At 65.9% G+C, this 25582-nt stretch carries 23 protein-coding genes; 13 read left to right on the top strand and 10 right to left on the bottom strand.

Translation table 11 applies throughout. The annotated features are described in order from the left end of the window. Window positions 1-94 precede the first annotated feature (94 nt). A complete protein-coding gene (locus tag OG874_RS27190; protein ID WP_330257430.1) occupies window positions 95-1804 on the bottom strand; it encodes a DEAD/DEAH box helicase in 1710 nt (569 codons plus the stop codon). 563 nt (window positions 1805-2367) lie between these two features. Here OG874_RS27190 and OG874_RS27185 point away from each other — a divergent pair. The 3 genes from OG874_RS27185 to OG874_RS27175 all read left to right on the top strand — a co-directional run bounded on the left by OG874_RS27185 (window position 2368) and on the right by OG874_RS27175 (window position 4557). Beyond that, window positions 2368-2700 carry a helix-turn-helix domain-containing protein gene (locus OG874_RS27185; protein WP_330249961.1) on the top strand — a complete coding sequence of 111 codons (333 nt, stop codon included), beginning with the start codon at window positions 2368-2370 and terminating at the stop codon, window positions 2698-2700. Between the two features lie 23 nt (window positions 2701-2723). Then, complete coding sequence (locus OG874_RS27180; protein ID WP_330249960.1) at window positions 2724-3779, top strand: alpha/beta hydrolase; 1056 nt, start codon at window positions 2724-2726, stop codon at window positions 3777-3779. An 85-nt stretch (window positions 3780-3864) separates the two neighbouring features. Then, window positions 3865-4557 (top strand): ferritin-like fold-containing protein, encoded by a 693-nt coding sequence (locus OG874_RS27175; RefSeq protein ID WP_330249959.1) that lies wholly within the window; start codon window positions 3865-3867, stop codon window positions 4555-4557. Here OG874_RS27175 and OG874_RS27170 read toward each other — a convergent pair whose 3' ends face one another. After that, on the bottom strand, window positions 4558-5388 hold the full coding sequence (locus OG874_RS27170) for a helix-turn-helix transcriptional regulator (protein ID WP_330249958.1): 831 nt from the start codon (window positions 5386-5388) through the stop codon (window positions 4558-4560). It abuts the gene before it with no gap. Between the two features lie 102 nt (window positions 5389-5490). Between OG874_RS27170 and OG874_RS27165 the strand changes: the two genes are divergently transcribed. Continuing rightward, window positions 5491-6039: a YceI family protein gene (locus tag OG874_RS27165; RefSeq protein WP_330249957.1), complete on the top strand. Its 549-nt coding sequence runs from the start codon at window positions 5491-5493 to the stop codon at window positions 6037-6039. Between the two features lie 101 nt (window positions 6040-6140). Beyond that, window positions 6141-6368, top strand: coding sequence for a DUF3107 domain-containing protein (locus OG874_RS27160; protein WP_330249956.1), 228 nt, complete (start codon window positions 6141-6143; stop codon window positions 6366-6368). 72 nt (window positions 6369-6440) lie between these two features. Here the strand turns inward: OG874_RS27160 and OG874_RS27155 are convergent, their stop codons facing one another. After that, window positions 6441-7106, bottom strand: a complete 666-nt coding sequence (locus OG874_RS27155; RefSeq protein ID WP_330249955.1) for a TetR/AcrR family transcriptional regulator — start codon at window positions 7104-7106, stop codon at window positions 6441-6443. A gap of 304 nt (window positions 7107-7410) precedes the next feature. Here OG874_RS27155 and OG874_RS27150 point away from each other — a divergent pair, with 304 nt between their 5' ends. From OG874_RS27150 to OG874_RS27130, 5 genes are all read left to right on the top strand, one after another. Further along, a complete protein-coding gene (locus tag OG874_RS27150; RefSeq protein ID WP_442943116.1) occupies window positions 7411-8442 on the top strand; it encodes a DUF3152 domain-containing protein in 1032 nt (343 codons plus the stop codon). Between the two features lie 142 nt (window positions 8443-8584). Continuing rightward, window positions 8585-9769, top strand: a complete 1185-nt coding sequence (gene moeZ, locus OG874_RS27145) for an adenylyltransferase/sulfurtransferase MoeZ (protein WP_330249954.1) — start codon at window positions 8585-8587, stop codon at window positions 9767-9769. 54 nt (window positions 9770-9823) lie between these two features. After that, window positions 9824-10675: a TIGR02569 family protein gene (locus tag OG874_RS27140; protein WP_330249953.1), complete on the top strand. Its 852-nt coding sequence runs from the start codon at window positions 9824-9826 to the stop codon at window positions 10673-10675. A 303-nt stretch (window positions 10676-10978) separates the two neighbouring features. Next, window positions 10979-12832, top strand: coding sequence for an SCO2524 family protein (locus OG874_RS27135; protein ID WP_330249952.1), 1854 nt, complete (start codon window positions 10979-10981; stop codon window positions 12830-12832). Window positions 12833-12836: 4 nt separating this feature from the next. Further along, the gene (locus OG874_RS27130; protein WP_330249951.1) at window positions 12837-13025 is read left to right on the top strand and encodes a hypothetical protein; all 189 of its coding nucleotides are present in this window, start codon (window positions 12837-12839) and stop codon (window positions 13023-13025) included. A gap of 5 nt (window positions 13026-13030) precedes the next feature. Here the strand turns inward: OG874_RS27130 and OG874_RS27125 are convergent, their stop codons facing one another. After that, window positions 13031-13888 carry a hypothetical protein gene (locus tag OG874_RS27125; protein WP_330249950.1) on the bottom strand — a complete coding sequence of 286 codons (858 nt, stop codon included), beginning with the start codon at window positions 13886-13888 and terminating at the stop codon, window positions 13031-13033. 386 nt (window positions 13889-14274) lie between these two features. Here OG874_RS27125 and OG874_RS27120 point away from each other — a divergent pair, with 386 nt between their 5' ends. Beyond that, window positions 14275-14799, top strand: coding sequence for a GNAT family N-acetyltransferase (locus OG874_RS27120; protein WP_330249949.1), 525 nt, complete (start codon window positions 14275-14277; stop codon window positions 14797-14799). A gap of 120 nt (window positions 14800-14919) precedes the next feature. On the opposite strand, the gene OG874_RS27115 is transcribed toward OG874_RS27120, so the two are convergent. The 6 genes from OG874_RS27115 to OG874_RS27090 all read right to left on the bottom strand — a co-directional run bounded on the left by OG874_RS27115 (window position 14920) and on the right by OG874_RS27090 (window position 22517). Beyond that, the gene (locus OG874_RS27115; RefSeq protein WP_330249948.1) at window positions 14920-15906 is read right to left on the bottom strand and encodes an SCO2521 family protein; all 987 of its coding nucleotides are present in this window, start codon (window positions 15904-15906) and stop codon (window positions 14920-14922) included. Between the two features lies 1 nt (window position 15907). Then, window positions 15908-16915 carry an SCO2522 family protein gene (locus OG874_RS27110; RefSeq protein WP_330249947.1) on the bottom strand — a complete coding sequence of 336 codons (1008 nt, stop codon included), beginning with the start codon at window positions 16913-16915 and terminating at the stop codon, window positions 15908-15910. After that, window positions 16916-17830: an SCO2523 family variant P-loop protein gene (locus OG874_RS27105; protein WP_330249946.1), complete on the bottom strand. Its 915-nt coding sequence runs from the start codon at window positions 17828-17830 to the stop codon at window positions 16916-16918. It lies immediately after the preceding gene. Window positions 17831-17839: 9 nt separating this feature from the next. Next, the gene (locus tag OG874_RS27100; RefSeq protein WP_330249945.1) at window positions 17840-19714 is read right to left on the bottom strand and encodes an SCO2524 family protein; all 1875 of its coding nucleotides are present in this window, start codon (window positions 19712-19714) and stop codon (window positions 17840-17842) included. 448 nt (window positions 19715-20162) lie between these two features. Then, window positions 20163-21647, bottom strand: coding sequence for an MFS transporter (locus tag OG874_RS27095; RefSeq protein ID WP_330249944.1), 1485 nt, complete (start codon window positions 21645-21647; stop codon window positions 20163-20165). Between the two features lie 198 nt (window positions 21648-21845). Then, entirely contained in the window at window positions 21846-22517 is a 672-nt protein-coding gene (locus tag OG874_RS27090) for a FadR/GntR family transcriptional regulator (protein ID WP_330249943.1), read from the bottom strand. Between the two features lie 65 nt (window positions 22518-22582). On the opposite strand from OG874_RS27090, the gene OG874_RS27085 reads away from it, so the two are divergent. Both OG874_RS27085 and OG874_RS27080 read left to right on the top strand, forming a co-directional pair. Continuing rightward, window positions 22583-23845: an MFS transporter gene (locus OG874_RS27085; RefSeq protein ID WP_330249942.1), complete on the top strand. Its 1263-nt coding sequence runs from the start codon at window positions 22583-22585 to the stop codon at window positions 23843-23845. Window positions 23846-24105: 260 nt separating this feature from the next. Beyond that, complete coding sequence (locus OG874_RS27080; RefSeq protein WP_330249941.1) at window positions 24106-25581, top strand: nitrate/nitrite transporter; 1476 nt, start codon at window positions 24106-24108, stop codon at window positions 25579-25581. Window position 25582 lies beyond the last annotated feature (1 nt).

The raw sequence follows: 25582 nt of genomic DNA, 5'->3' as shown, positions 1-25582 counted from the left end.
CACCCTGTGGCATGTCGGCACGAACCAGCGGCCAGTCCGCGACGAAGGTTCGCTGATGCTTCCTTCCGTCGCGGACTGGCCGCGTTCGCGGTTATTACACCGATGCGGTGGCCGCCTCGGGGGCGGTTTCGGCGGCCGTCTCGCCCGCGGGCTTGCGACGGCGGCGGCGACGGCGGGCGGGCTGGTCGTCGGCGTCGGCGACGTCGTTGTCCGCCGAGGTCGGCTGGGCCGCGCCGTTGCCGTTGTCCCCGTTGCCGTTCGGCTCGGTGCCGTTGTCGGCGGCACCCTCGATGTCACCGGCGGGCTTGCGCCTGCGGCGGCGTCGGCGGGCCGGCTTGTCGCCGGTCTCGTCGGTGTCGCCGTTGGTGACGGGGTCGAGTGGGGCTGTGGCGGTATCGGTTTCGGTACCGTCGGCCGTTTCGGTGCCGTTGAGCTCGCCATCCATCGGCTGACCGGCGCGGGTGCGCCTGCGGCTGCGCTTGCGGGGGGCGCGGGCGGGGCGTTCGACCACTTCGGCGTCCTCGTCGCGCGCCGGCTTGGCCTTGCGGACCGTGCCGGTGACGCCCTCGGGGATGCCGAGATCCGAGAACAGGTGCGGGGAACGCGAATACGTCTCGACCGGTTCCGGGATGCCGAGGCTCAGTGCCTTGTCGATACCAGCCCAGCGGTTCAGCTCGTCCCAGTCGATCAGCGTCACCGCGACACCGGTACGCCCGGCCCGACCGGTGCGCCCGATCCGGTGCACGTAGGTCTTCTCGTCCTCGGGGCACTGGTAGTTGATGACGTGGGTGACGTCGTCGATATCGATGCCGCGTGCCGCGACGTCGGTCGCCACCAGCACATCGATGGCGCCCTTGCGGAACTTGCCGAGTGCCTTCTCCCTGGCGATCTGCCCGAGGTCGCCGTGCACGGCCCCGACCGAGAATCCGCGCTCGGCCAGATCGTCGGCGACCTTCTGCGCGGTGCGCTTGGTTCGGGTGAAGATCATGGTGGCGCCGCGGCTTTCGGCCTGCAGCACCTTGGCGACCAGTTCGCTCTTGTCCAGCGCGTGCGCCCGGTAGACGAACTGCGCGGTGCGGTCGTGTATGGCGGAGTCGTGCGGCTCCTCGGCGCGGATATGCGTCGGCTGGGTCAGGAACGTGCGGGCCAGGGTGATGATCGGGCCCGGCATGGTGGCCGAGAACAGCATGGTCTGGCGCTGCGTGGGGACCATGCCGAGGATGCGCTCGATATCGGGTAGGAAGCCCAGATCCAGCATTTCGTCGGCCTCGTCCAGGACCAGCACGCCGATCTTGCCGAGAATCAGGTGGCCCTGATCGGCCAGGTCCATCAGTCGGCCGGGGGTGCCGACCACAACGTCCACGCCGGAGCGCAGCGCGGCGATCTGGGACTCGTAGGGGCGACCACCGTAGATCGAGAGCACGCGCAGCGGACCCTGGTGGTTCTTCAGGTGCTTGGCCGCGTTCTCCAGATCCTGGGTGACCTGGATGCAGAGTTCACGGGTCGGCACGATGATCAGTGCCCGCGGGGTGCCGTCCAGCGGAGTGGTCCCGGTGTCGGCGGTGGCGATTCGGTGCAGCAGCGGCACGCCGAATCCGAAGGTCTTTCCCATACCCGTACGGGCCTGACCGATGAGGTCTTCACCGGCGAGTGCCAACGGCAGGGTCAGTTCCTGAATTGCGAAAGTGCGTTCGATTCCGATCTCGCCGAGCGCTCGCACGATTTCGTCGCGAACCCCCAATTCGGCGAATGTCGGCGCGGTGTGGGTTTCGTCCAGTTCGGCGGTCAGCAGCGTATCCGCCAGCCCCGGTTCCTGATCGATAGTGATCTTGCTCAGGTTCGTGCCTTCCTCGTTATCGCGTCACGCGCGCACGAGGCGTGGGGCGGACCGGTCGGCCCGCGACGACCACGTATCCGCCTGTGATACTCACCTCGGCCACTGTCGGCGATGTCGGCGGGAGCTCGTCGTTTCGACGGCCACCTCGGGAGACATCGGCGCGGCGCAAGGGTGATGCGGATCTGGTGCGCGCACATATTCCTGAACTTCGAAAATCTCGCCTCCCGCAACCCGGGCGACCGTACGATCCGGCGACTCGATGGGACGAAAATTTTCGTTGTCCGCAGTGATTGTAGCGTGATATTGTGCACGGCTCGAATTAGCACCGCTTGCGACTGCTTGCAGGTCGCTCGAAAAGGTCAGCTTGCGACTGCTTGCAGGTCGCTCGAAAGGGTCAGCTTGCGACTGCTTGCAGGTCGCTCGAAAGGGTCAGCTTGCGACTGCTTGCAGGTCGCTCGAAAAGGTCAGCCGTAATTTCGGGACAAAAGTCTGGTTTCTCCGGGTCGGCCCCTCGACGTACGCTGCGCCACATGGCAATTCATCTGGCGCGTCGAATCTGGACCACCCTCGAACCGCTGCATGATGTGGTGTATTTCGGCGCGGGTGTCAAGGAGGCCGGAGTGGCGCTCGGACTGCGCGGATTCTGGCAGACCTACTTCGCGTTCCGGGCCGCTCCGATGGGCGCGGTGAGCGCGGGCACCGTGTCGGCGACCTTCGCCGGATTCCACCCCGCGACGGTAGGCAAGGCGGTTGGTGAAACGGGTGCAGGAGAGCGTGGTGCCGCCGATCAACCCGGTCGGCATGGGGCAGAGCTGAGCCGTGTCCGATCGGTCCGAACCGGAGTTGCCTGTTACCGTCGGTAACGAGATATGAGAGATTCTGTGCTGTGAGTTTCACCGACACCGTCACCACCGCCGCGCGCAATGCCTGGGCGCTGACCTTCGGCCAAGGCGTCGAGACACCGGATCCCGCCCCGTCGACGGTGCTCTGGGACGAACCGCATCGGCAGCTGCGCCGCTTCGAGGGCGCCGAATCCGCCGACGCCGCAATGGATTCGGCGGTACTGCTGGTGCCGCCGCTGGCCGCGCCGACCAGCTGCTTCGACCTGCGGCCGGACCAGAGCCTGGCCCGGTTTCTGCTCGAGACGGGCCGCTCGCCCTATGTCGTCGACTACGGCGAGATCACCTTCGCCGACCGGCGGATGGGTTTCGAGACCTGGATCGACGACATCCTGCCCGAGGCGATCCTGCGCACCTGCGCCGATCGTGACGGTCGGCCCGTCGATCTGGTCGGCTGGTCCATCGGCGGTACCTTGGCGCTGCTGACCGCGGCCGCGCACGCTGAACTGCCGATCCGCTCCATCACCGCGGTCGGCTCGCCGCTGGACTACGACAAGATGACCGGCATCCCGCAGGTGCGCGCGGTCGCCAAGCTGACCGGCGGCATCGCGACCTCGACCGCGGTGCGCGCGGCGGGCGGCATTCCGGCGCCGCTGACCAGGATCGCCTACCGGGTCACCGCATGGGACCGCGAACTCACCCGCCCCTGGTTCGTCGCGAGCAATATCGCCCGCACCGAAAGCCTGGCCAAGATGGAGTCCATCGACCGTTTCATGGCCGAGATGCCCGGCTATCCCGGCCGTTTCTACGGCCAGCTGTGGGGCCGGCTGATCCTGAACAACGACATCGGCCGCGGCGTCGTCCAACTGGGCAGGCGCCGGATCGAGCTGGCCGAGGTGACCGCGCCGGTGCTGCTGGTCGGCGGGCCCACCGATGTCATCACGCCGGCCGCCGCCGTCGAGGCGGGCATCGGCACCCTCACCGGCGCGCGGTCGGTGCGTTACGAAACCGCCCCCGGCAGCCACCTCGGCATACTCACCGGCGACACCGCCAGGGACACCACGTGGACCTATCTCGACAAGTTCCTGTCCGAGTTGGCCTGAGTCCATACCAGCGTTCGCCGGGATGACGCCGACATGTAACGGGATGACGGTGCCGCGTAACGGACCGGGACTACGCTGTCTCGGTATGGGAGCACAGTCATCCGCAGCACTAGGAGTTTCGACGACCGACTCGCGGTTCGCCGCCGAGGATTCCGGCGTGACCGACCTGTTCGCGGTGCTCGCCTACGGTGAGATCTCCGCGTTCTACCGGCTGGCCGAGGAGGCGAAGCTGTCCCCGACGCTGCGCGGCAGGGTGGCTGTCGCGAAGATGGCCGCCGCCGAGATGCGGCACTTCGAAACCCTGGAGTCCGCGCTCGCCGAACGCGGTGTGGACATCTTCGATGCGATGGCACCGTTCGTGCGCGCCCTGGATGCCTACCACGATTCCACCGACCCCTCGACCTGGCTCGAGTCGATGGTGAAGTTCTACGTCGGCGACGGCATCGCCGCCGATTTCTACACCGAGATCGCGGGTGCGCTGACTCCCGAAGTCACCGCCGTGGTCCGGGATGTGCTCGCCGAGACCAGCCACTCGGAATTCGTGGTGGAGGAAGTGCGCCGGGCGGTCGCGACCAGCCGCTCCGAGCGTGACCGGCTCACCCTCTGGGGGCGGCGGCTGCTCGGTGAGGCGATCACCCAGGCGCAGTACGTGATGGCCCAGCGCGACGAACTCACCGATCTGGTGCTCACCGCGACCGGTGACCTGAACGGCATCGCCGCGCTGTTCGAGCGCATGCAGGCCAGCCATGCCGAGCGCATGGCCGTGCTCGGTATCTGATCACTCGTTGACGGCGCGGACCAGTCGCAGGCCTGGGGACTGTGCCTGCGCCTGCTCGGTGAGCCAGACGACGATGCCCTGATCGCGGTCGGCGTTCAGGGTTTCGAACGGGATATCGAGATGGCCGTGCTCGGGGTGGTCCAACCGCATCGTGCCAGCGACGAGCTCGTCGATATGCTGTGGCTGCCAACGGCTTTCGAACTCGGGGTGTTCGCGCAGCGCGGCGATCAGTTCGAGTAGTCGGTCCTCGCCCGGCCAGCGCATGGTCGCGCTGCGCAGTGCGGCCGAGAAGCTGTTGGCCATCTCGTCCCAATTGCGCAGCACCTGGGTGGCGCGCGGATGTGTGAAGGTGAACCAGGCCAGATTCACCGCCTCCGGATTATCGAGCAGCCCAAGGGGTTTCACGATATCCGCCCACGCTGGATTCCAGCCGAGCACATTCAGTCGTCGCCCGATCACGAACGCCGGGGTGGGATGCAGTGCGCGCAGGATGGTCTCGATCGCGGGCGTCGGGTGCTCCTCGACGGATTCGGTGGTGGGGCAGCGAGATTCGTTGGTCGTGGTGACGGCGAGCCAGCCGAAGTGGTTGCGGTCCTTGCCCTCGATCAGCAGTGCCTGCGCGAGCGCGTCGATGACCGCCGCTGACGGGTTGGTGTCGCGGCCCTGCTCCAGCCGGGCCAGATAGTCGGCGCTCACGCCGGCACGCACGGCGACCTCTTCGCGGCGCAGACCCGGGGTCCGGCGGCGGCCGCCCTCGGGCAGACCGACGTCGGCGGGCCGCAGTTGGGCGCGGCGTGCGACGAGGTATTCCGCAAAGGGGTTCGGTGCCATGCGTTTCATCGTGCCCTGTCCTGGGATGGTTATCCCCGCCCTGTCGAGTCCAGGATAACGGCGGTCTGGTTAACGGACCACGGTCCGGTCATGGTCTATGGCATGACATCTTCTGCTGAGTCCACCACCGCTACGTCACTTACCCCGGGTTCCTGGGCACTCGATGCCGCGCACTCGCAGGTCGAGTTCACGGTTCGCCACCTCGGTATCTCCAAGGTCCGGGGTCGCTTCAACAAGTTCGAGACCGAATTCGTCGTCGACGACGCCGGACTCGCCACCCTCGGCGCCACCATCTACCTCGATTCCTTCGATACCGGCAATCCGGATCGGGACAACCACGTCCGCACCGCCGACTTCCTCGATGTCGCCAACCGGCCCACCCTGTCCTTCCGTGCCGTCGAGCCGGTCCAGGTCACCGAATCGTTCGAGGTCGAGGGCGAGGCCACGCTAGGCGGGATCACCAAGCCGGTGACCCTCGACGTGGAGTGGGGCGGTGTCCAGGTCTTCGCCGGGACCGGCGACCGGCACGCGGGCTTCTCCGCGACCGGCAGCATCAAGCGCACCGACTTCGGCGTCGGCGGCCCGCTGCCCGGCATGCTCAGCGATACGGTCAAGGTCGAGCTCGAAATCCAGCTGATCGAGCCCAAGTAGCATTTGTTCGCTCTGAGCGCAGGTGGGCATGGTACTGGCGTCGGGGTGCTGCATTAGCCTTGATTCGACAGCACACAGGACTCTAGGTTCGGAGGTTGGCCGTGGAGGTCAAGATCGGTATTTCGGATAGCCCGCGCGAGCTCGTGATCAACAGCGGGCAGACCCCGGAAGAGGTCGAGGCGCTGGTGTCCGGTGCGCTGAGCGGCGAGGGCGGCGTCGTCGCGCTCACCGACGAGAAGGGCCGCAAGTTCCTGATCCAGGCCTCGAAGGTCGCCTACGTCGAGATCGGCGCCGCCACCGGCGGTCGCGTCGGCTTCGCCGCGGTCTGAGCCGAACCTCGTCACCCAGACGAGAGCCCCCGCACTCGATCGAGTGCGGGGGCTCTGCCGTTCGAAGCTATTTCAGTTGATGGGGTGCAGCGGCACGTGCGACAGACCGCCCCACGCCAACGAGACGGTCGTATCGACCGCCTCCTCCTTCGGAATCGGCCGATCCGCCTCGAGCCAGTAGCGCGCGGTGAACTGGCTGGTGCCGACCAACCCGACCGCGAGGATCCTGGCGCGGTAGGGGTCCAAACCGGAGTCGTGCGCGACCAGGTCGAAGACCGCGTCCACACAGGCCTCGGTGGCCTGCTCGACCCGGCGCTGCACCTGCGGCTCACTGATCAGGTCGGATTCGAAAACCAGTCGGAAGCCCTGCATTTCGTTGTCGACGAAGTCGAAATAGGCCTGCACGGCGGCGCGCACGCGCTGTCGGTTGTCGGTTGTCGAGCGCAGCGCCTGGCGCACGCTCGACACCAGCATGTCGACGTAGTTCTGCAGTACCGCCAGGTACAGCTCGAGCTTGCTGGCGAAGTGTTGATAGAGCACCGGCTTGCTGACGCCGGCACATTGCGAGATCTCGTCCATCCCCGCGGCGTGGTAGCCACGCTGCACGAATATCTCGCTGGCCGCCGCGAGTAGTTGTTGACGACGCTCGTCGCGCGGAAGCCTGGTACCGCGCTTGGTCGGCGCCACGGCATCGGACGACGATCTGCGGGACGTCATCCGGTCCACGAGGTCAGTCATTTCGGCTCTCCCAGTCGATGCCCCGGCAAAATGGGGTGTACACCGGGTATCCCATGAACGATACCCGGTTGCCGCTCACTTGCGGATCGGGGCCGGAGATCAAGCCCACTCGGTGAGATATCTCGCAGCTGACCGGCCCCGTTCTCGGTTCGAGGGTATTGCGTGCTGTGAGACTCTGGTTGGCGTGAACCTGCGCGCGAACGGGCCTCAGGCACACGATTCCGGCCCACCGAACGCGTCCGGCGGGCGAGAAGCGCGCCGGACCGCTGGCTCCACCGCGTCCGGTTCCGTAGTCTCGGGCTCTGTGGAAGGGCCGCAGCTGGATAAGAACGGCCTCGAGCTCTATGACCCACTCGGCCTGTACGAACCACCGGTGGATCGCTCCTATCAGCCGTTGCGGGCCCAGTGGGATCCCACCGCCGTCGATGAGAATCATTCGCGCGCACCGAGACCCGAGCGCGAGGCCAAGAAACAGAGTGCGATCGGTCGCTTCGTCTCGACCTATGGTTGGCGCGCCTACGCCTTACCCGTGCTGTTCGTGATCACCGTGCTGGTGATCGTGGACGCGGTGCGCAGTGGCACCGATCCCGCGAAGATGGCCGGCGGGGCGCCGGGATTCGGGCGACTGAGTCCGCGCGCGGCGTCCGCGGGCATCATCGGCGCACCGCCCGGCGACGGTCACTTCCCGACGAATCTGCCGACCGGCGCGCTGCCCGACGGCGGACTGTTCACCGAAACCGGTACGGGCACATGGCATGTGGTGCCCGGGACCACCGGACCGGTGGGCACCGGTGCGGAGTTCCATTTCAAGTACACCGTCGAAATCGAGGACGGCGTCGACACTTCCGGATTCGGCGGGGACGAATCCGTGGCCAAGCTGGTCGACAGCACGTTGGGCAATCCCAAGAGCTGGGCGCACGACACCAAATTCGCCTTCCGGCGCATCGACAAGGGGGAGCCCGACTTCCGCATCTCCCTCGCCTCCCGCGAATCCTCGCGCAAGGCATGCGGTTTCGATATTCCGATCGACTCCTCCTGCTTCAACGCCGACCTACGCCGGGTGGTGCTCTCCGAGGTGCGCTGGGTGCGCGGCGCGCTGGCCTTCGAGGGCGATATCGGCTCCTACCGGCAGTACCAGGTCAACCACGAGGTCGGCCATGCGATCGGCTACCACCAGCATCAGCCGTGTGAGACCGACGGCGGACTCGCGCCGGTGATGATGCAGCAGACCTTCGGCACCAGGAACAACGACATCGCCGCGCTCGATCCGGACGGGGTGGTCCCGATGGACGGCAAGCGCTGTCGCTTCAATCCCTGGCCTTATCCACGCGGATGAGTACACCCCCGCGACCCCGTCGATTCGGCGAACGCCGGGTGCGAGAATATGGACGGGAAGAACGGCCCGGTTGTCGGTGTTTACCTATTAGGCGCTGAGCCACCGCATAGCGATCGGCCAATTGATTCGAGGAGCCCTGGACGTGTCATCACCGAAGTCCCTGCCGCCGCTGGTCGAACCGGCCGCGGAGCTGACCAAGGACGAGATCGCCCGCTACAGCCGTCATCTGATCATCCCCGACCTGGGTGTGGACGGGCAGAAACGGCTGAAGAACGCCAAGGTGCTGGTGATCGGCGCCGGTGGGCTCGGTTCGCCCGCACTGCTGTATCTGGCGGCCGCCGGTGTCGGCACGCTCGGCATCGTCGAATTCGATGAGGTCGACGCGTCCAACCTGCAGCGCCAGATCATCCACGGTGAATCCGATATCGGCCGCCCGAAGGCCGACAGCGCGCGCGATTCGATCCTGGAGATCAATTCCGGAATCAATGTCGGGCTGCACAAGATCCGGTTGGAGCCGGAGAACGCGGTCGAACTGTTCGCCGAATACGACCTGATCGTCGACGGCACCGACAACTTCGCCACCCGCTACCTGGTCAACGACGCGGCGGTGCTGGCGGGCAAGCCGTACGTGTGGGGCTCCATCTATCGCTTCGAGGGCCAGGTCTCGGTCTTCTGGGAGGACGCGCCCGACGGTCGCGGCATCAACTACCGCGATCTGTACCCGGAGGCCCCGCCGCCCGGCATGGTGCCCTCCTGCGCCGAGGGCGGCGTGCTCGGCGTGCTGTGCGCCTCGATCGGTTCGGTCATGGTCACCGAGGCGATCAAGCTGATCACCGGCATCGGTGAACCGCTGCTCGGCCGTCTGATGGTGTACGACGCACTGGACATGAACTACCGGACCATCAAGCTGCGCCGCGATCCGGAGCGTCAGCCGATCACCGAACTGATCGATTACGAGGCTTTCTGCGGTGTGGTCTCCGATGAGGGGCAAGCCGCCGCGGCCGGTTCCACGATCACCGCGCGCGAGCTCAAGGAGCTGATCGACGCGGGCAAGGAGATCGAGCTGATCGATGTCCGCGAACCGGTCGAATGGGACATCGTGCACATCGAGGGTGCGAAGCTGATCCCGAAGGATCGCTTCCTCTCCGGTGAGGCGCTGTCGCAGCTGCCGCAGAACCGTCCGATCGTGTTGCACTGCAAGACCGGCATCCGCTCGGCCGAGGTCTTGGCCGTGCTCAAGAACGCCGGTTTCGCCGACGCGACGCACGTCCAGGGCGGCATCGTCGCCTGGGCAAACCAGGTCGACAAGTCGCTGCCGGTGTACTGACGCCCACGGCGCGGCATCCTCAACCCTGCCGGATCCCGGGAGTACGGTACGGCCGTGACTTCTGTGGAACCCCCCGAGCACGTGCGCGCCACGTTCGGTCTGCGCGAAGTGACCCCGGTTTCGCTGGGAGATTGGGACGGCGGTTGGCGTCTCGGTGATGTGGTGCTGAGCCCGGTCGCCGACCATGCCAGGGCGGCATGGTCGGCGAAGGTTCGCGAGACACTCAAGGTCGACGGCCTACGTTTGGCCCGCCCGGTGCGGGCCACCGACGGCCGCTACGTCGTATCCGGTTGGCGCGCGGACACTTTCCTGGAGGGGGTTCCGGAACCACGCCACGACGAGGTGGTTTCGGTATCGCTTCGACTACATCAGGCGACCACACACCTCGAACGACCGCGATTCCTCGTGCAGCCGCCCGTCGCGCCATGGGTGGATGTCGACGTCTTCGTCGCCGCCGACCGCGCCGCGTGGGAGGCAGTGCCGCTGCGCAGTCTGCGCGCGGGTGGGACACCGCCGACCACCTCGCCGGACGGTGTGCGCAGCATGGAATTGATCGGCCAACTGGCCACTCTTCGCAAACCGGTCCAAACACCAGCGCAATTGGTGCATGGAGATCTGTTCGGCACAGTACTTTTCGAAGGGGTCTTTACACCCGGCCTCACCGATATCACACCCTATTGGCGTCCCGCGCCATGGGCGGCCGGCGTTATCGTCATCGACGCACTCGCGTGGGGTGGGGCCGACGACGGTCTGCTCGTGCGCTGGTCCGACCTTCCCGAGTGGCCGCAAATGTTGTTGCGCGCGGTCATGTTTCGGCTTGCTGTGCACGCATTGCATCCGCGGTCGACGCCCGAAGCTTTCCCCGGCTTGGCGCGTACGGCGGACATGGTCCGACTCATGCTCTGAGATACCCTTTCCGCTGCCGACAGCGGGCACGGTCCCGATAGAGCGAGAGCGCCGTTGTAGTCGACCTCATGCCCGACGATCGCCGCGCGCTGTGGTGGTTACGCTATTCGGTTCCACGGCTGTCGAATGCTGTGCGGTGGGCCGTGTTCCAACGACTCTGCGGTCTGCTCTGGGGATGACGGAAGGGAAGCTTCGGCCCCGCCCGCGGCTCGGTGTGAGTGTGCTGCGTCGTGCTAAATTTGATGTTCGCGGGCTGTGGTGTCGATGAGCATCTTCTGCGGTATGGGGTGAGGACGGCGGCTGGTGAGAATCCGACCTAGGCAACAGATTCTGGATGTGTGGCGCGCGATGATGACCACATGCTGGGATGGTCGAGACTGGCGCTGGGGCGGGAAAGGGGGCGCCAACTCCATCAGCGATTCCGAGCAGATTCTATGCCTGCTGTATCCGGCCACCGAGATCGATATCTTCGCGCTGGATGTCCCGGATCGCATGGAGGACGACGTCATTGCGGCCCTAGAGCCGCTCAGGGGTCCGATGCAGATCGGCGGCTTCGTAGTGTGCTTGCTGGAGCAGTACATCGAGCGGAACACGGGCGCGGAAGGCCGGCCGAACTTCGCTGCGGGCAGCTACTTGCGATCCTCGGATCACCGGAAACCCACCGCCGAACAGCGCGATATCGAGGTCGTCGCCGCATACTCGATGTCGCTGACCGTATGCCTCGCCGGAATGCGCTTCCTGAGGGGGTACAAGGGTTCGCTGCGCAGCAAGGCGCATCGCGAACCCGTCGACCGGATCGATACCCTCGCCGCCAAGCTCAGCGACCGGCTAACCGCCGCGATGACGGGTCTGGTGCGCAGTTTCGTCGTCAATACGGTGGCACCGAAATCGCCTGCGGGACAGGTGATTTTGAGCATACTCAATCAGGGCGACCGGCGCGAGGAGACGGTGCTGCGCGAGGTGTGCGACGCCCTCGAACGCGTCCGGGCCCGGCTGCGCAACGACATCACGCTCGGCCAGACCCCGGATACTCAGCTCGACGACGACGGGTTGCTCTTCGAATGCGGCTGGACCTGGGGTGTGGCCAAGGATGCCGCCGCCGTTGGATTCGTCGACGCCGCCATCGCGGAACAGCCCGGAATCGCCGATCCCCGACCGTATCTGTACTTCACCGTCGTCGCGCTCGACGGCATCAATGACCTCATATCGCAACGCACCCGCGAACTGGACCTGCTCAGCGAACAGCAGTATCGCCTGGCCGAGGCATTGCGAATCCGCTGGGACCTGACCCAGCGCTATTGGTCGACCATCGCCCGCTTCGGACCCGCCGCATGGCCGCTGGAGGATATTCCCTGGCGCACCTCCGACGGCGACGAGTCGGACTACTACAGTCTCATCGTCTCCGCGGTGCTGATTCAGGATCTGGTCAGCCGGACTGCCTCCGACGACGACTTGACCAGGGCCGTAGCCATTTTCGACGAGCTGGCGCGGCGCGGCCGGATCACCCGCAGACCCGCCAGGGACGACCCGGCGGTGCGTCTGCACACCCCCGGCGTGCGGCTCATGCTGGTCGGTACCGAGGAGGTGGACCGGGGACCGCGATTGGAGTGGCAGGTATCGGATTTCGCCGCGGTATTGCTCGAGCGCACCCTGCAGGCGGCCCGGCTGTCCGGCAATGTCGCGGCCCGCGACCGGCTGATGCAATTGGCCGAACTGTCGATGGAGCATCTCGATCGACGAATGCTGCGGGTCGGTCCCGCTGCCGGGCTCTGGGACGATCCGACGCGCGTATTCGGCGGTAACGGCGCGGATCCCGAGATCGAGCCGTCCTGGTACCTGACCGAGCGGATAATCGAATGTCTGGTCGCCGCCGACCGTACCTTCCGGGAGGAGCCGTTGCGGGCATCCGCGATGGTCGTGCGGACGGTCGAATTGCTCAACGAGGCAGATCATTTGTTCAATCAGGGCATGCTGGGCGTCAGTGTCGAGGACATCTCTGACAACCGGCGTATGCTCGCCGACGTCGAGGAGTACCTGACCCGTGCCAGGAAGCTGGTGGACGAGCAGCCCGGCACCGCGTTCAGTCTCGCGTCGGTGGCGTTAGTCGAATTGAACAAGCTGACACATGCCCGCCGCGACGCAACGAGGGTGTTGTGATCGGATGATCGTCTTCGTTACCTCGGACAAGGGCGGCACCGGCCGCTCGGTGACCAGTTGCAATATCGCCTATCGGGTGTGCATAGCGGGCGCCGCGCAGTGGACCGCCCGGGTCGGTCAGCTACGTGATCGGATGACCGTCGCGACCCTGGCGGCATTGCGCCAGACCAAGATCAGCAGCACGGACTGGTAGCCGCCTCACAGCCGGAACCACCGCCGCACCAGCAGCGCAAAGAAGACCGAGGTGGAGATGATCCCCACGTAGGATTCGATTATCAGCAGGCCGCGGCCGATCTGGTGCACGCGGTCGAGGTCGCCGAGACCGATCGGGTTCAGGAAGTTGACCAGGCAGATGTGAAACGCGGTCGTGATCGACACCTCGGCGCTCGCCCGTAGCCCGATGGTGAACGTCACCAGGAGCAGCGCGATCCATGGCAGCAGCCGGAACGGGCGATAGCCGTAGCCGCAGAGCAGATCTGCGGCCCAACCGGGTATCCGGCGCCAAGCGGGAGAGCGCGCCTGCCGCCGGGCCCGCGCCATGGCCAACCCGCAGCGGTCCTGGGCGTCGACATCCTCGTTCTGGCCGTGCAGGCTTGCGGCGCGGCGCAGCGAGAGTACCGCGTGCGCGGGCAGCCCGTGCGCCGTGAGATCGGTGCCGATCCGTTCGTAGATCCCGGCCAAGTGCATGTTCTGGGTCGGGCTGAGCCGCAGCGGCCCGCGCAATTCGACCTCCGCGGCCAGCAGCGCGGTCAGCAAGGTCCTGCGGACACCCTCGTCTTCGTCGGCGCTGCGGCCCACAGCCACGTAGATATGGGCGAAGACCAGGCTGTCTCCGCGCCGTCGCGTCTCCGGCGGGTTGTAGTGGGCGACCACGTTCTCCACATGGATATTGAAGGAATCCAGTAGCTCCCGTTCGGCCGAATCATCCTGACCGGTATGCGGTTCCTCGCGAAATTCCGTGACCTCCGCGGCGTACGCCTCGCCGTGCCGGTCGATGCGTGTGGTCATGGACCGGACGAAGTCGGAGAGCCCCAGCTGTCCCTCGTATTCGGTCATCCCGTATCTCCCCCGGATCGCCCACGCATTCTGGACGCGTGATATCCACCATAGCAATGTGATTGGGCTACCAGCCGGGGTCGGCGACGGCCCTTGATCAAGGGCAGGTCGTTTCGGATCGGGGATGGTCTGGGTGGGGTATACGATCTGTCGCGACAAGTTATCGCGCGGCTCGTCGGCGCTGAAATAAGTGTTGTCGTGTCCGGCGACTCGGGCGTTGACTTCTTGCCCGGACACTTCGCCCGATAGCCCGACTGGTTGGTATTTTCAGTGCCCAACGCCCCGTCGTATCACAGGACCATTCCAGGACCTCTACAATGACGCGGTTGACGAAAGAAAGTTCTAGGCTGGAAATGGACGGCTTATACTCTGGCATTAGGGAGCACATGGACATCGCTGAGGCGCCGCAGCCGGAATATCGCCGGGCCTGCTTCGCCGACCTCGAGGATCTCGCGGCCATCGAGGCCGATGTCTTCGATGAGCCGTACCTGTACCTGATGCTGCGGCAGCTGTTCGAGCTGCACGGATCCGAGTGGCTGGTCGCCGAATTGGGCGGCGCGGTGATCGGGTACGCGCTGACGCTGGAGAAGTCCGGCCGCGCCCTGCTGTTCACCTTTGCCGTGGCCAAACAGTATCAGGGGTGCGGCTATGGCCGGGGCCTATTGGACCGCGCCCTGCGGGCGTGCGGAGAACTGGGCACCAAAGTGATGTACCTGACCGTGCGACCGGACAATCATGCGGCGAGCAACCTGTTCAAGCAGGCCGGGTTCGAACTCGTCGAACAAGATAATCGGTACTTCGGAGAGGGTGAGCCACGCGATGTACTCGAATACCGCTTGTTCCCGGAGACTGAACTCGCGATCCTGAACGAGATTCCCTCGTTCGTTGCGTCGGCTCGAAACGGGTCGTAAGGCGCGCAGCACAGTCCGCTACGGATGTAGATCGGCGGCGCACCCCGCACAGTCGCCGCCGGAAATGTTCACCACCCACGTCGAAGCGATTTCTCATCGGTGTCGGTGCGCTTACCGCGGCTAGTGCGAAACTGGTTCCGACTGCGAATCGGAGTCGAAAACCTTGTGCCGCAAGGCCGCCAGCGTTGCCACCGCGATATTGTCCCGCAGCCTGGCGACCAGCGTCGTCCACTGGCGAGAGAAGCCTGGCTCGGTCTGCAACTCCTTCCATAGCGCACGCAACTCGGCGGGAGTGTGTCCGCCCGGCATCCACAATCCCGTCAGGTGTTCGAGCGCCGGCGCAAGGGTGTTCATCCGCTCACGGCTGTGCGAAGGGAATCGGTCCGCCTCGTCGAGGGCGTCGGCAAGTACGGTCAGCAGCCAGTCGTGCGCGGCCAGATCCTCGCAGAACCGTTGCGCCGCATCGAGATCTGACTCCGCGCGCACGATCAGCCGGATCGAGCGGACACTGTCGTCGTCGAGATGCAGCTCCGCTGTGGGCCCGGCAGTGCCGCCGATACGCGCGGTCCAGCGCAGCCGGGTGGTACGCGCCCGCACGGGTGGATCATGGTCCAGCCCGACATCGGCGCGGATTCGCGACAGCAGGCGCTCACTGATCGAGGCCAGGTCCAAGATGTCGCCGCCGACCGGGCCGGTGAGGTACCCCTCGGCCAAAGCGATTCCGGCCGTCGCTCTTTCGGGGATACGGCTGATGACCTCCGTCACGCCCTTCTGGCTGACGTAGTGCGACCACGTCTGCCGCCGCTTCTCGGAGGCCCGCACCACCCGGGTGCTGGCCGAGGATTGCAGCACACGCCCACCCGCCAGCACGATGCTGGTCGCCACGGTGCCGACGACATGCGCAACCTGCTCGCCCAGCGGCAGGTTGCAGTCGACGCCGACCGCGACGGTGGGCGAAATGGCGAGTTTGCCCGGCCGCTCCCGCCAGCGCACCGCGCAGCCGGGCATCAGCGCCAGCAACTCACCGGCCTCTGCTCGGGTGAGTGCGGCCGCCGATGGTAGCAGGCAGGTACGAACCTCGCCGAGCATCACTAAGGGGACGGCCATCTCAAGACCCGTCGAGGAGCAGGTGGGACAACCGGTCGCTGATTTTGCGTGACACCGTCACAGGTACTTGGTCGTTGGCCCCGCAGTCGATGATCTGGTTGACCACGTCGTCGTCCAGATCCAGATGATCGAGCACCAGTCGGACCGAGTGCTCTATGCCGATGTAGAGCTTGGGCAGCATCGACAGCGTCCGGTAGGCCGCGAACGGCTGGGCAGCCGGATTGACCTGCACCACGGGCGGTACCTCGTGCCAGCGACGCGGCCACGGTTCGCCGCGCCAGGGTTGCGGATCCACCACGGGCTCACCGTGATAGCGCAGCATCCCCAGTCGCATCAGGTGCCAGACGGCGGCCAGGAACGAGCACGACCATCTGGTCTCGGTGACCCCCTCGTCGATCCGCGTGCGCCACAGTTGCACATCGAGGAAGATGGAGTGTTCGCGGCGACCGAACTCCTCCGGCGGCTCGTAGGGCCGTCCGCGCATGGCCTGCGCAGATTCGTGCTCCGAGGATCGGCGGCCGTTGCACAACCAGCCCGATTGGGCCGTGGGTGGGCGGCGGCCGGTGTCCGGCGGCGCGGGCTCGGCGATGATGCGTGCGGCCACCATCTCCGCCACCGGAATCGGCTCGCCCGACGGCACACCGTCGGCGAACGGTGAGGTCTGCCAGCAGCCGGACTCGCGCGCCAGATAGTCGATGGTCAAACCGGTTTCGTCGGCAGCCGCCAGCAGCTTTCCGAGGATTTCGGCGGGGTCTGTGTCGGGCTGGAAGTAGTCGTCGATCAGGTAGCAGGTGCTGACTCGTGCTTCGGGGCCGAACTGTACCCGCGCCGATTCGACGAATGCCGACACCAGCGGGACGATGCGGCGGAACTCCGCCTTCACCCGGTCGATGTCGCCGGTGATGTCGTTGGGATAGAAGTGCCCGACCTCGATCGACAAGTGCGACAATGGAACCCGCGCGATCTGCGGCCGATCGGTCGCCTCGCTGTATCCTCGCGTTCCACGCATCTAGAGTCTCTCCCAGGTTGCGTTGTCGACCAGGCTGCGGGCGAGTTCGATGTATGCCTGCGCGGTCTCGTTGTTGGCGATGTGGGCATTGACGTCGCTGTCGAGAATGAGCTGTTCGCGGCACTGAAGCACCGGCTCTATGGGGGTGGCTCCGAGGACCGCGGTTGTGCCGAGACGGTTGGCGGTGGCAAGGCGCCGCAGCGCGGCGTCCTGCTCCTGCAGCCACGCCGCTTGGGCGGCACGCTGGGCGCTGAGGTGGGAGTTGGTGTCGGGTACGGCCGTGCGCACATAGCGCAGCGAGCCGAGCAGTTCGTCTTGGTCGTGGCCGTACAAGGTACCGCTCTGCAGCAGCCCGTTCTGGCCGTACACCAATCCGGAGGCGGCCAGAATATGCTGGCGGGTCCAGCGGTGGAAGATCAGCCAGCGCGCGGTGTGCCGCCGCAATTGCGGCAGAGCCGTTGCCTTCAGGGTGATTTCGAGCGCGATCGACCGACCCGCGCTGAGATCGACAACCACCACTGGGAATTCCTGCTCCAGCGTCGCCAGTAACTCCACGCAGCGCTGCACCATTTCGTCGTCACAGGTGAGGAATTCGGCGCCCCCCTCGTCGCCGGGAAACAGGACCAGTCGGCCGGAGCGGGGACCGACGCGCTTGAGTTCGGTCCGGTCTGTGGCCGTGCCGATGTCGACACGGTCGACGGTGCCCTGCTCGCCGAGCAGATAGGAATGCGTGCCGCCGAGCGACGTACCGCGCTCCATAGCGCTGATTTCGAATAGTGCGCCAGCGGTAGGCGAGCCGAAATCGAAATCGACATAGGCGACATTGTGCCCGGAAAGACACAGCCGGTACGCGATGTTGCAGCTGGTCACCGAGCGTCCGGTGCCGCCCTTGTCGGAGGTGGAGAACACCAGCACAATGCCGCCTTACCGCGTCGCGTCATGGCGCGCGTACGCCAGTTCGTCGAGCTGGGTCAGTGCCTGAGTGGCCAGGCCGTAGGCGGTTCCGGGGCGCTCGTTCAGCACACGGCGGGCGCGGTCGAGTGATTGCCGAATCCGGTTGACCGCCACTTGCCTCGGGGACACATCATCGCCTTCGACCTCGAGCTCCTCCTGGTTGAGCAGGTGTTCGGCCTCGCTGAGTAGATCCACCGCGCGGGAGACCATGGACTTCGGTGCCAGCGGTGGTCTGCTGAAGGTGTCGTGCGCGATTACCAGGCATTCCATCACCCGCTCGGTGACGAACCAGGATGGGCCTTCGGCGATGGGTTTCGCGGTGTCGAACAGCCAGCCGGGGTCGTCCCACAGTCCCCGGGCGGGGCTGTCTCGCAGCATGCGACTGTCGATGTGGTCCATGGCCGATTCGGCCAGCGCCATCAGCTGGTCGCGGGTGTCGACCTCGGTGCGCAGGCGTGCGGCCTGCAGACAGCGCTTGAGCATCATCGTCACGAAATCCGGTACGTACCACTCCAATTGGGGCCCACCGCCGATGTGCTCGCTACCGGCCAAGCGCATCCGCACGCCGGGATAGTGCAGGGTTGCGGCCGGGTCGCCGGAGGTGAGCCGACTGGTGATCCGGCCGCGGCGGGCCAGCTGATCGAACACCGCCACCGTGCGTGCCAGATCCTCGGTGCTGTCGCGGTAGACCAGGTCCTGAATGAGCATGGCGCTGACCGCGAGGCTGAAGTAGTCCGACTCCTCGCCGTCGGAGGTGCGCCAGGGGATGTCCTCCAATGGCCAACGGCCGCTGCCGAAGCGGGCCACGGTCGACCAGTAGTTGCGGGTGAGTTCGAAACGCAGTGCCAACGCGTCGGCGAGCTTGCGCTGCTCGTCGGTGAGCAGGTCCAGTTCCCGGATGCGCTGAGACGCCAGGTCGATGATGCCGTCCAGGGCCACGGCGGTGAAGTACAGGTAGGGGCGGGGCTCCGCGAGGCCGGTCGCAGTGCCCACGTGGCCGGGTACGAAGTCGATCGGCTCGGCGGTGTGGACGATGCCCCAGCCCCACCCGCATTCGAACAGCCGCTTGTCGTCGGCGATGTCGATCCGCTTGTCGTCGGCGATGTCGCTCTCGGCAGGCTGACCGAGCCTGACCTCGCTGGCGGCCCTGACCCGCAGCTGCTCCAGCCGAGCCGACAGCCGCGCGAGGGCATCGTCGGCCGGTGCGCGGCTCTGATTGATCATGTTCAGGATCTCCTGCCCCGTAGCCATTTTCGACTCCGGGGTGTGAATCACGAAGCTGCGCACCAGGCCCGCCATCGCGGCGGTGAGCCGAGTGCTGACTTTGTCGATCACGAGGGGGATCCGCTCACGCAGCTTCCTGGCCTCCATCCGCACCTCACCGCGGACGAATCGGTCGAAGCCGCGCAGGAAGCGCATCGATGCGATGCACAGGCTCAGCGACATCGAATAGGAGTCGACGACTTCCAGCGCCAATTGTGCTTCGCTGGGCGGTTTTTCGTCGACGGAATGCAGGTAGCTGCCTGCGGCGAAGATCGGCCGGCCGTCGGCGCCCGCGTAGCGATCGAGGTAGTCGTCGAGCAGATCCACCAGGACCCGACCGATACGGGTCTCCTCCCCGAACAGGGCGAGGGCTGTCTTCGCGTCGGCGGCCATCTCGTCGGGCTGGTGCAGCGCGAAAGCATCGATCTCCGTCGCCGGATACAGCAGACACAGCAGCTGTTCGGCGTCGCTGATCGAGTTGGCGCCGTCGCGCCCGCCCCAGATCCACTTCTCGTCCCGATAGGAGTAGGCGAGCACGGCTCGCCACAGGTCGAGCAGCTGCTGCCGCGGCCGAATTCTCATACTGTCCCTGCCCTCGCCCCCGCGTTCGGCCACCGGCGCCGAACGTCGTTGTACACAAAGTGTGCCTCGGCAAGGTTCGCCAGTCCACGGAATGAGCGAGGTCGAAAGATTGCGGCGAAATAGCTTGTGCAGCAAGCGCTTCCGATTAGGCGGTAACGGTTCGTTCGATCTCGGTGAGCCCGGCCCCATCCGATGTCCACCGCTCACCTCTCCTGGGGCGAGACTGGCTTTCAGCGTAAATGGTTGTGCGGTGATGAGGTTCGGATCGGCTCGGCTCCGCCGTGCGGGTGCCGGGTGCGCGACAGCCGAATGCCGCGCTGGGGACCTCGTCCAGCGCGGCATTCGGGTTTATCGGGTGGCGCGGTTGCTTGCCCGGAGGGGGGTCGGGGGCAACCGTGCCGGGCCTGTCGTTCGGGGGTTCGGACCGAATGGCAGGCAGCGCAGGCGGTTACACGTTGGCGTAGGCCAGCGAGGAGACGCGGGCGACGGCGAACGAGGACCGCAGGTAGAAGAACCAGGTGACCGCGGCCATCACGAGGAAAGCGCCGCAGTACCCCCAGAATGCGGGGTTCATGCTGTGGAAGTTGATGTTGGACAAGCGAAGTGCCTGCTGGAGCAGGTAGCCGCCGGAGGCGCCGATCGCACCGATGACACCGATCGCGGCGCCGGCTTGGCGTCGGGCCGATGCGGCGGCGTCGGTGATGTCGAGGCCGTGCTCGGCGGCGTACTTCTTGGCTTCGGCGTTGAAGATCGACGGAATCATCCGGTAGGTCGAGCCGTTGCCGATGCCGGTCAGCACGAACAGCAGCAGGAAGGCGATCAGGTACAGCGGGAAGCTCTTGGCCTGCAGTCCGGCCATGATCAGCACGCAGGCGATCGCCATACCGCCGAAGACGTACACCGTGATCTTGGCGCCGCCGACCTTATCGGAGACCCAGCCGCCGAACGGACGGCTGAACGAACCGACCAGCGCGCCGAGGAAGGCGAGGTTGCCGAGCGTGGTGATCCAGCCGATCTTGGCCAGATCGGGGAAGTTGGCCTTGATCAGGGTCGGGAAGGCGAAGGAGAACCCGATGAACGAGCCGAAGGTGCCGATGTAGAGGAACGACATCACCCAGGTGTGCTTATTGGTCAGCGCCAGTTTGTAGGACTTGCCGTCGGCCTTGGCCGAGCTGATGCTGTCCATGTACCGCAGCGCGCCGAAGCACGCGACCAGGATGAACGGCACCCAGACCAGCACCGACAGGGTGATGCCGAAGCGGTAGCCCGCCGCATCCTTGGCCATGATGTGGGTGCCGAGGGTGATCAGCAGCGGCAGCACCAGTTGGGTCTGCGCGACGCCGAGGTTGCCACCCGCGGCGTTGATGCCGAGGGCCGCGCCCTTTTTCCCTTCCGGGAAGAAGAACGAGATGTTGGCCATCGAGGACGAGAAGTTACCGCCGCCGAAACCGGCGAGGGCGGCCAGGACCATGAATACCCACATGGGCGTGCCCGGCTGGTTGACGAAGTACGCCAGGCCCAGCGTCGGGATGAGCAGCATCGCCGCGCTGAACACGGTGAAGGCGCGCCCGCCGAACTTCGGGATGGCGAAGGTGTACGGAATGCGCAGTGCGGCACCGACGAGGGTCGGGGTCGAGGTCAGCAGCAGGGCGTTGCTCACCGCGGTGGGGTTGCCCTTGCCGAGTCCGGCGAGAAAGTCGAAACCCGCCAGGCCCATGCTGGTCACCACGGTGCCCCAGATGACCCAGATGCTGAAGCCGAGATTCTCGGCGAAGACGGAGAAGATCAGATTCTTGCGGGCGGTGAATTTGCCGCCGGATTCCCAGAATTCGGTGTTGTCCGGCTCCCAATGATCCAACCAGCGTCCGCGCTTGCGATGCTCGAATGCTGTGGGTTCCGACTGCTGGCCGGTGGCAGCTGCTACGGCAGTCATCGGCTTCCTCTCGATCTGGCTCGGTGGGTTGCCGAGCTGCGGTCGAGACAAAGGTAGAAGTCGGTTGTTGCGAGTGAATGGCGCTCCGTGACGTTCCCGGCAAATCCGACTCACACGGCCGGGCGAGGGTTGGTGACCTGTTGGTTACCTGGCGCTCGGCTCGGCGGCCGGTCGGAACAATCGGAGGCTGTAACTCCGCTATCTGTCAGGATATTCCGCGATCAGCGAACTGAGGAAGCATCGCGCGGCTTGTGATGCCCGGTCCGAGTCGCCATCGATGACGGCCTGCACCATTTCGTTGTGCTCGGCGTCGTAGGCGTCGTCGGACTTCGCGGTCCGTGCGCGGATCACCTGCTCGATGGCGGGCAGCAGGGAATCGTAGAACTCGAGGTACACCGCATTGTGGCTGGCCACCACGATGGCGCGATGCAGTTCGACGTCGGCCTCGATGGCCGCGATATTGGATTGGTCCCACGGCTGCTGACTGCGTTGCTCGAGCAGCCGGCGCAGGTTCGCGATATCGCTCTCGTCGCGGCGGCGCGCGGCGAGTCCGGCGGCGGTGGCGTCCAACGCCATTCGGAGCTCGAGCACATCGCGTTCCTCCGCGTCGGCGAAGTACTTCGCGAGGGTGCCGCCGACCTCCGAGGCGGCGATGACATAGGTACCCGAGCCTTGGCGACGTTCCAGCATCCCGGCGTGGACGAGGGCTTGGACTGCCTCGCGAACCGTATTTCGACCGGTTCCGGTCAGCTCGGTGAGCTCCGGTTCGGTGGGGATGCGCGAGCCGATCGGCCAACGGCCTGAACGAATTTCGGCACGCAGCTGCTCGGTCACCTGGGCAATGAGGCTGGTCCGCCGGACGGGTTGCACGGCAACAGAGTACCGCCCATCACAAATCCTTGCCTCCTATCATGGGGTCATCCTATGATTTCGCGGTGACTGCAACTCTCCCGGAAACCACGACTCGTCCGGAATATGTCCGGGTCGAGCGGCGTAAACGCGCGCTGGCCGAAGGGCGACTGCTCGTCCTCGCCGCCATTGTGATGTCCGCGCTCACCCTCCGGGTCGCTGTCACCGCGTTCTCTCCGCTGGCCGAGCGCATCGGCGCCGATATCGGTTACTCGACGGCTGTTGTCGGCGTCTTCGGCATGATCCCGACCGCCATGTTCGCGGTCTCGGGTCTACTCACCCCGCTGTTCGTCCGCAGGCTCGGACTGGAACGCACGGCGCTGGTCGCGATGTTGCTGGCCGGGCTCGGCATGCTGATCCGCGCCGTGGTCGGCGGCACGGGTGAGCTGCTCATCTTCTCCGCGCTGGCCCTCGGCGGTATGGGCATCGGCAATGTGGTGATCCCGCCGCTGGTCAAGCGGTACTTCCCGGACCGGCTGGCGGTGGTCAGCTCGCTGTACATCACCATGGTCCAGCTCGGCACCGTGGTGCCCGCGCTCATCGCGGTGCCGGTCGCGCAGGCGCACGGGTGGCGGATCTCGCTGGGCCTGTGGGCGGTGCTCGGCTTCGCCGCGGCGCTGCCGTGGTTCGGTGTGCTGCGGGACCGGCGGGGCCGCGATCGGGTGGACACTACCGGCCTGCCCGCGAAGAGCGCGGAGCCCGAGGGCAAGGTGTGGCGTTCGCCGATGGCCTGGGGCATGGCCGGCATGTTCGGCATGACCTCGCTGACCACCTACGCGATATTCACCTGGCTGCCGAAGATCCTGTCCGAGGCGGGCGCGAGCGCCGCCTTCGGTGGCACGATGGTCGGTCTGTTCGCGCTGGTCGGGCTGGTGTCGGCGTTTACCGCACCGACGGTCGTCGCGCGCTTTCGCAATCCTTTTCCGTTCGTGGTCGGTTGCGCCGTCTTCTATTTCACCGCGTTCGCCGGACTGCTGATCGCGCCGATGAGCGCGCCGCTGCTGTGGGTGGTGCTACTCGGCCTCGGTCCGAGCACCTTCCCGATGGCGCTCACGCTGATCAATTTGCGTACCAGGACTCCGCATGGCTCGGCCGCGCTGTCAGGCTTCGCGCAGGGTGTCGGGTACGCGGTCGCCTGTGCCGGTCCGCTGCTGTTCGGCATGCTGCACTCCGTCACCGACGGCTGGGCCGCGCCGTTCGCGATGCTCGTCGTCGCCGTCCTGGTGATGCTGGCGGGGGCCTGGCAGGCATGCAAGCCGCGCATGCTCGAGGACACCTGGAATAAATAGCTCGAAATCTCACCGCTCGAGTTGCGCGGGTGTGCGGGGTCGAGCATGCTGTGCGCGTCACATCTCACCGACTGCTGATTGACAAGTCGGCTGTTTGTGACGCGCGGAAACCGTTGTGTCACATGCGCGAAACATTCCATTGAAACTCACCCCGGATCTTGGGGAATCGTGAGCAACCGTTGATTTGACGGTCATTTGGGGCAGCATTTCGGCAATACCCGTTTCCTACCGTGGGGCTAACCGATTTTGGGAGGCCCCTGTTGAGCACGCTGACGCGTAACCACAACATCGAGCATTGGGATGCCGAAGATGTCGCGGCCTGGGAGGCCGGTGGCAAAGACGTCGCCAAGCGGAATCTGATCTGGTCGGTCTTCGCCGAGCACGTCGGGTTCTCGGTGTGGTCCATCTGGTCGGTCATGGTGCTGTTCATGCCCACCGACAAGTTCGGGATCGATCCGGCGGGCAAGTTCTTCCTGGTCGCCATGCCGACTCTGGTCGGTGCGATTCTGCGGATTCCGTACACCGTCGCGACGGCCCGCTTCGGCGGCCGTAACTGGACCATCTTCAGTGCGGCGCTGCTGCTCATTCCGACGCTGCTCACGCTGTACTTCATCAACCAGCCGGGCACCTCGTACACGACCTTCCTGATCGTCGCGGCATTCGCCGGTTTCGGCGGCGGCAACTTCGCCTCCTCGATGACCAATATCAATGCGTTCTACCCGCAGCGGCTGAAGGGTTGGGCGCTCGGTTTGAACGCGGGCGGCGGCAATATCGGCGTGCCCGTCATCCAGCTGGTCGGCTTGCTGGTCATCGCGACCCTCGGCAACGGCTACGCCTCGGTGATCTGCGCGATCTACCTCGTGCTAGTCGCACTGGCCGGTGTCGGCGCGGCGCTGTACATGGACAACCTGAAGAACCAGAAGGCTGATCTGTCCTACATGATCACGGCGCTCAAGGTGCCGCAGTCCTGGGCGATCGCCTTCCTGTACATCGGCACCTTCGGTTCGTTCATCGGCTACAGCTTCGCCTTCGGTCAGGTGCTGCAGATCAGCTTCAAGGCCGGTGGCGACACCGTCGCGCATGCCACGCTGCACGCCGCGCAGATCGCGTTCATCGGTCCGCTGCTCGGCTCGCTGGCCCGGCCCTACGGCGGCAAGTGGGCCGACCGGATCGGCGGCAGCCGAGTCGCCATGTACACCTTCGGCGCGATGACCGCGGCCGCGGTGCTGGTCGCGGTGGCGAGCACCGCGGGCGACCGCAGCGGCGGCGTGCCCAGTGGCGCGGCGATGGTCGCGCTGGTGGTCGGGTTCATCGGGCTGTTCATCGTGTCGGGCATCGGCAACGGCGCGGTCACCAAGATCATCCCGTCGGTCTTCGACGCCAAGTCCAAGAGCCTGGACGCCAGTCCGGCCACCCAGGCGGCCTGGTCGCAGAACACTTCCGGTGCGCTCATCGGCTTCGTCGGCGCGATCGGTGCACTCGGCGGCGTCGCGATCAACCTGGTGCTGCGCTCCTCCTACGCCTCGACCAAATCGGCGACCACCGCATTCTGGGTCTTCATGGCCTTCTACGTCGTCTGCGCGGTGGTGACCTGGGCGGTCTTCCTGCGCCGTCCCGGCTTGCGCTCGGTCGGCAGCACCGACTCCGTGGTCGTGGTCGAGGCCGAAGCCCTGGTGCTCGAGGCCGAGACCGCGGGCACCGAATCCCAGTCCGCCAGTACGTCGGCCCGAGCCTGAC

It is taken from the genome of Nocardia sp. NBC_00565 (assembly GCF_036345915.1).
In the GTDB taxonomy this organism is placed as follows: Bacteria; Actinomycetota; Actinomycetes; order Mycobacteriales; family Mycobacteriaceae; genus Nocardia.
Note: the sequence above shows the minus strand (reverse complement) of the source record. Positions and strands in the feature narration are given on the sequence as shown.

Excerpts from the sequence above, each read along its gene's own strand:
- OG874_RS27120 (WP_330249949.1), top strand. The coding sequence starts at position 14,275 with ATGGACATCGCTGAGGCGCCGCAGCCGGAATATCGCCGGGCCTGCTTC.
- OG874_RS27155 (WP_330249955.1), bottom strand. The coding sequence starts at position 7,106 with ATGACTGACCTCGTGGACCGGATGACGTCCCGCAGATCGTCGTCCGAT.
- OG874_RS27100 (WP_330249945.1), bottom strand. The coding sequence starts at position 19,714 with ATGAGAATTCGGCCGCGGCAGCAGCTGCTCGACCTGTGGCGAGCCGTG.
- OG874_RS27165 (WP_330249957.1), top strand. The coding sequence starts at position 5,491 with ATGACATCTTCTGCTGAGTCCACCACCGCTACGTCACTTACCCCGGGT.
- OG874_RS27110 (WP_330249947.1), bottom strand. The coding sequence starts at position 16,915 with ATGCGTGGAACGCGAGGATACAGCGAGGCGACCGATCGGCCGCAGATC.
- OG874_RS27175 (WP_330249959.1), top strand. The coding sequence starts at position 3,865 with ATGGGAGCACAGTCATCCGCAGCACTAGGAGTTTCGACGACCGACTCG.
- OG874_RS27130 (WP_330249951.1), top strand. The coding sequence starts at position 12,837 with ATGATCGTCTTCGTTACCTCGGACAAGGGCGGCACCGGCCGCTCGGTG.
- OG874_RS27185 (WP_330249961.1), top strand. The coding sequence starts at position 2,368 with ATGGCAATTCATCTGGCGCGTCGAATCTGGACCACCCTCGAACCGCTG.
- OG874_RS27115 (WP_330249948.1), bottom strand. The coding sequence starts at position 15,906 with ATGGCCGTCCCCTTAGTGATGCTCGGCGAGGTTCGTACCTGCCTGCTA.
- OG874_RS27125 (WP_330249950.1), bottom strand. The coding sequence starts at position 13,888 with ATGACCGAATACGAGGGACAGCTGGGGCTCTCCGACTTCGTCCGGTCC.
- OG874_RS27170 (WP_330249958.1), bottom strand. The coding sequence starts at position 5,388 with ATGGCACCGAACCCCTTTGCGGAATACCTCGTCGCACGCCGCGCCCAA.
- OG874_RS27095 (WP_330249944.1), bottom strand. The coding sequence starts at position 21,647 with ATGACTGCCGTAGCAGCTGCCACCGGCCAGCAGTCGGAACCCACAGCA.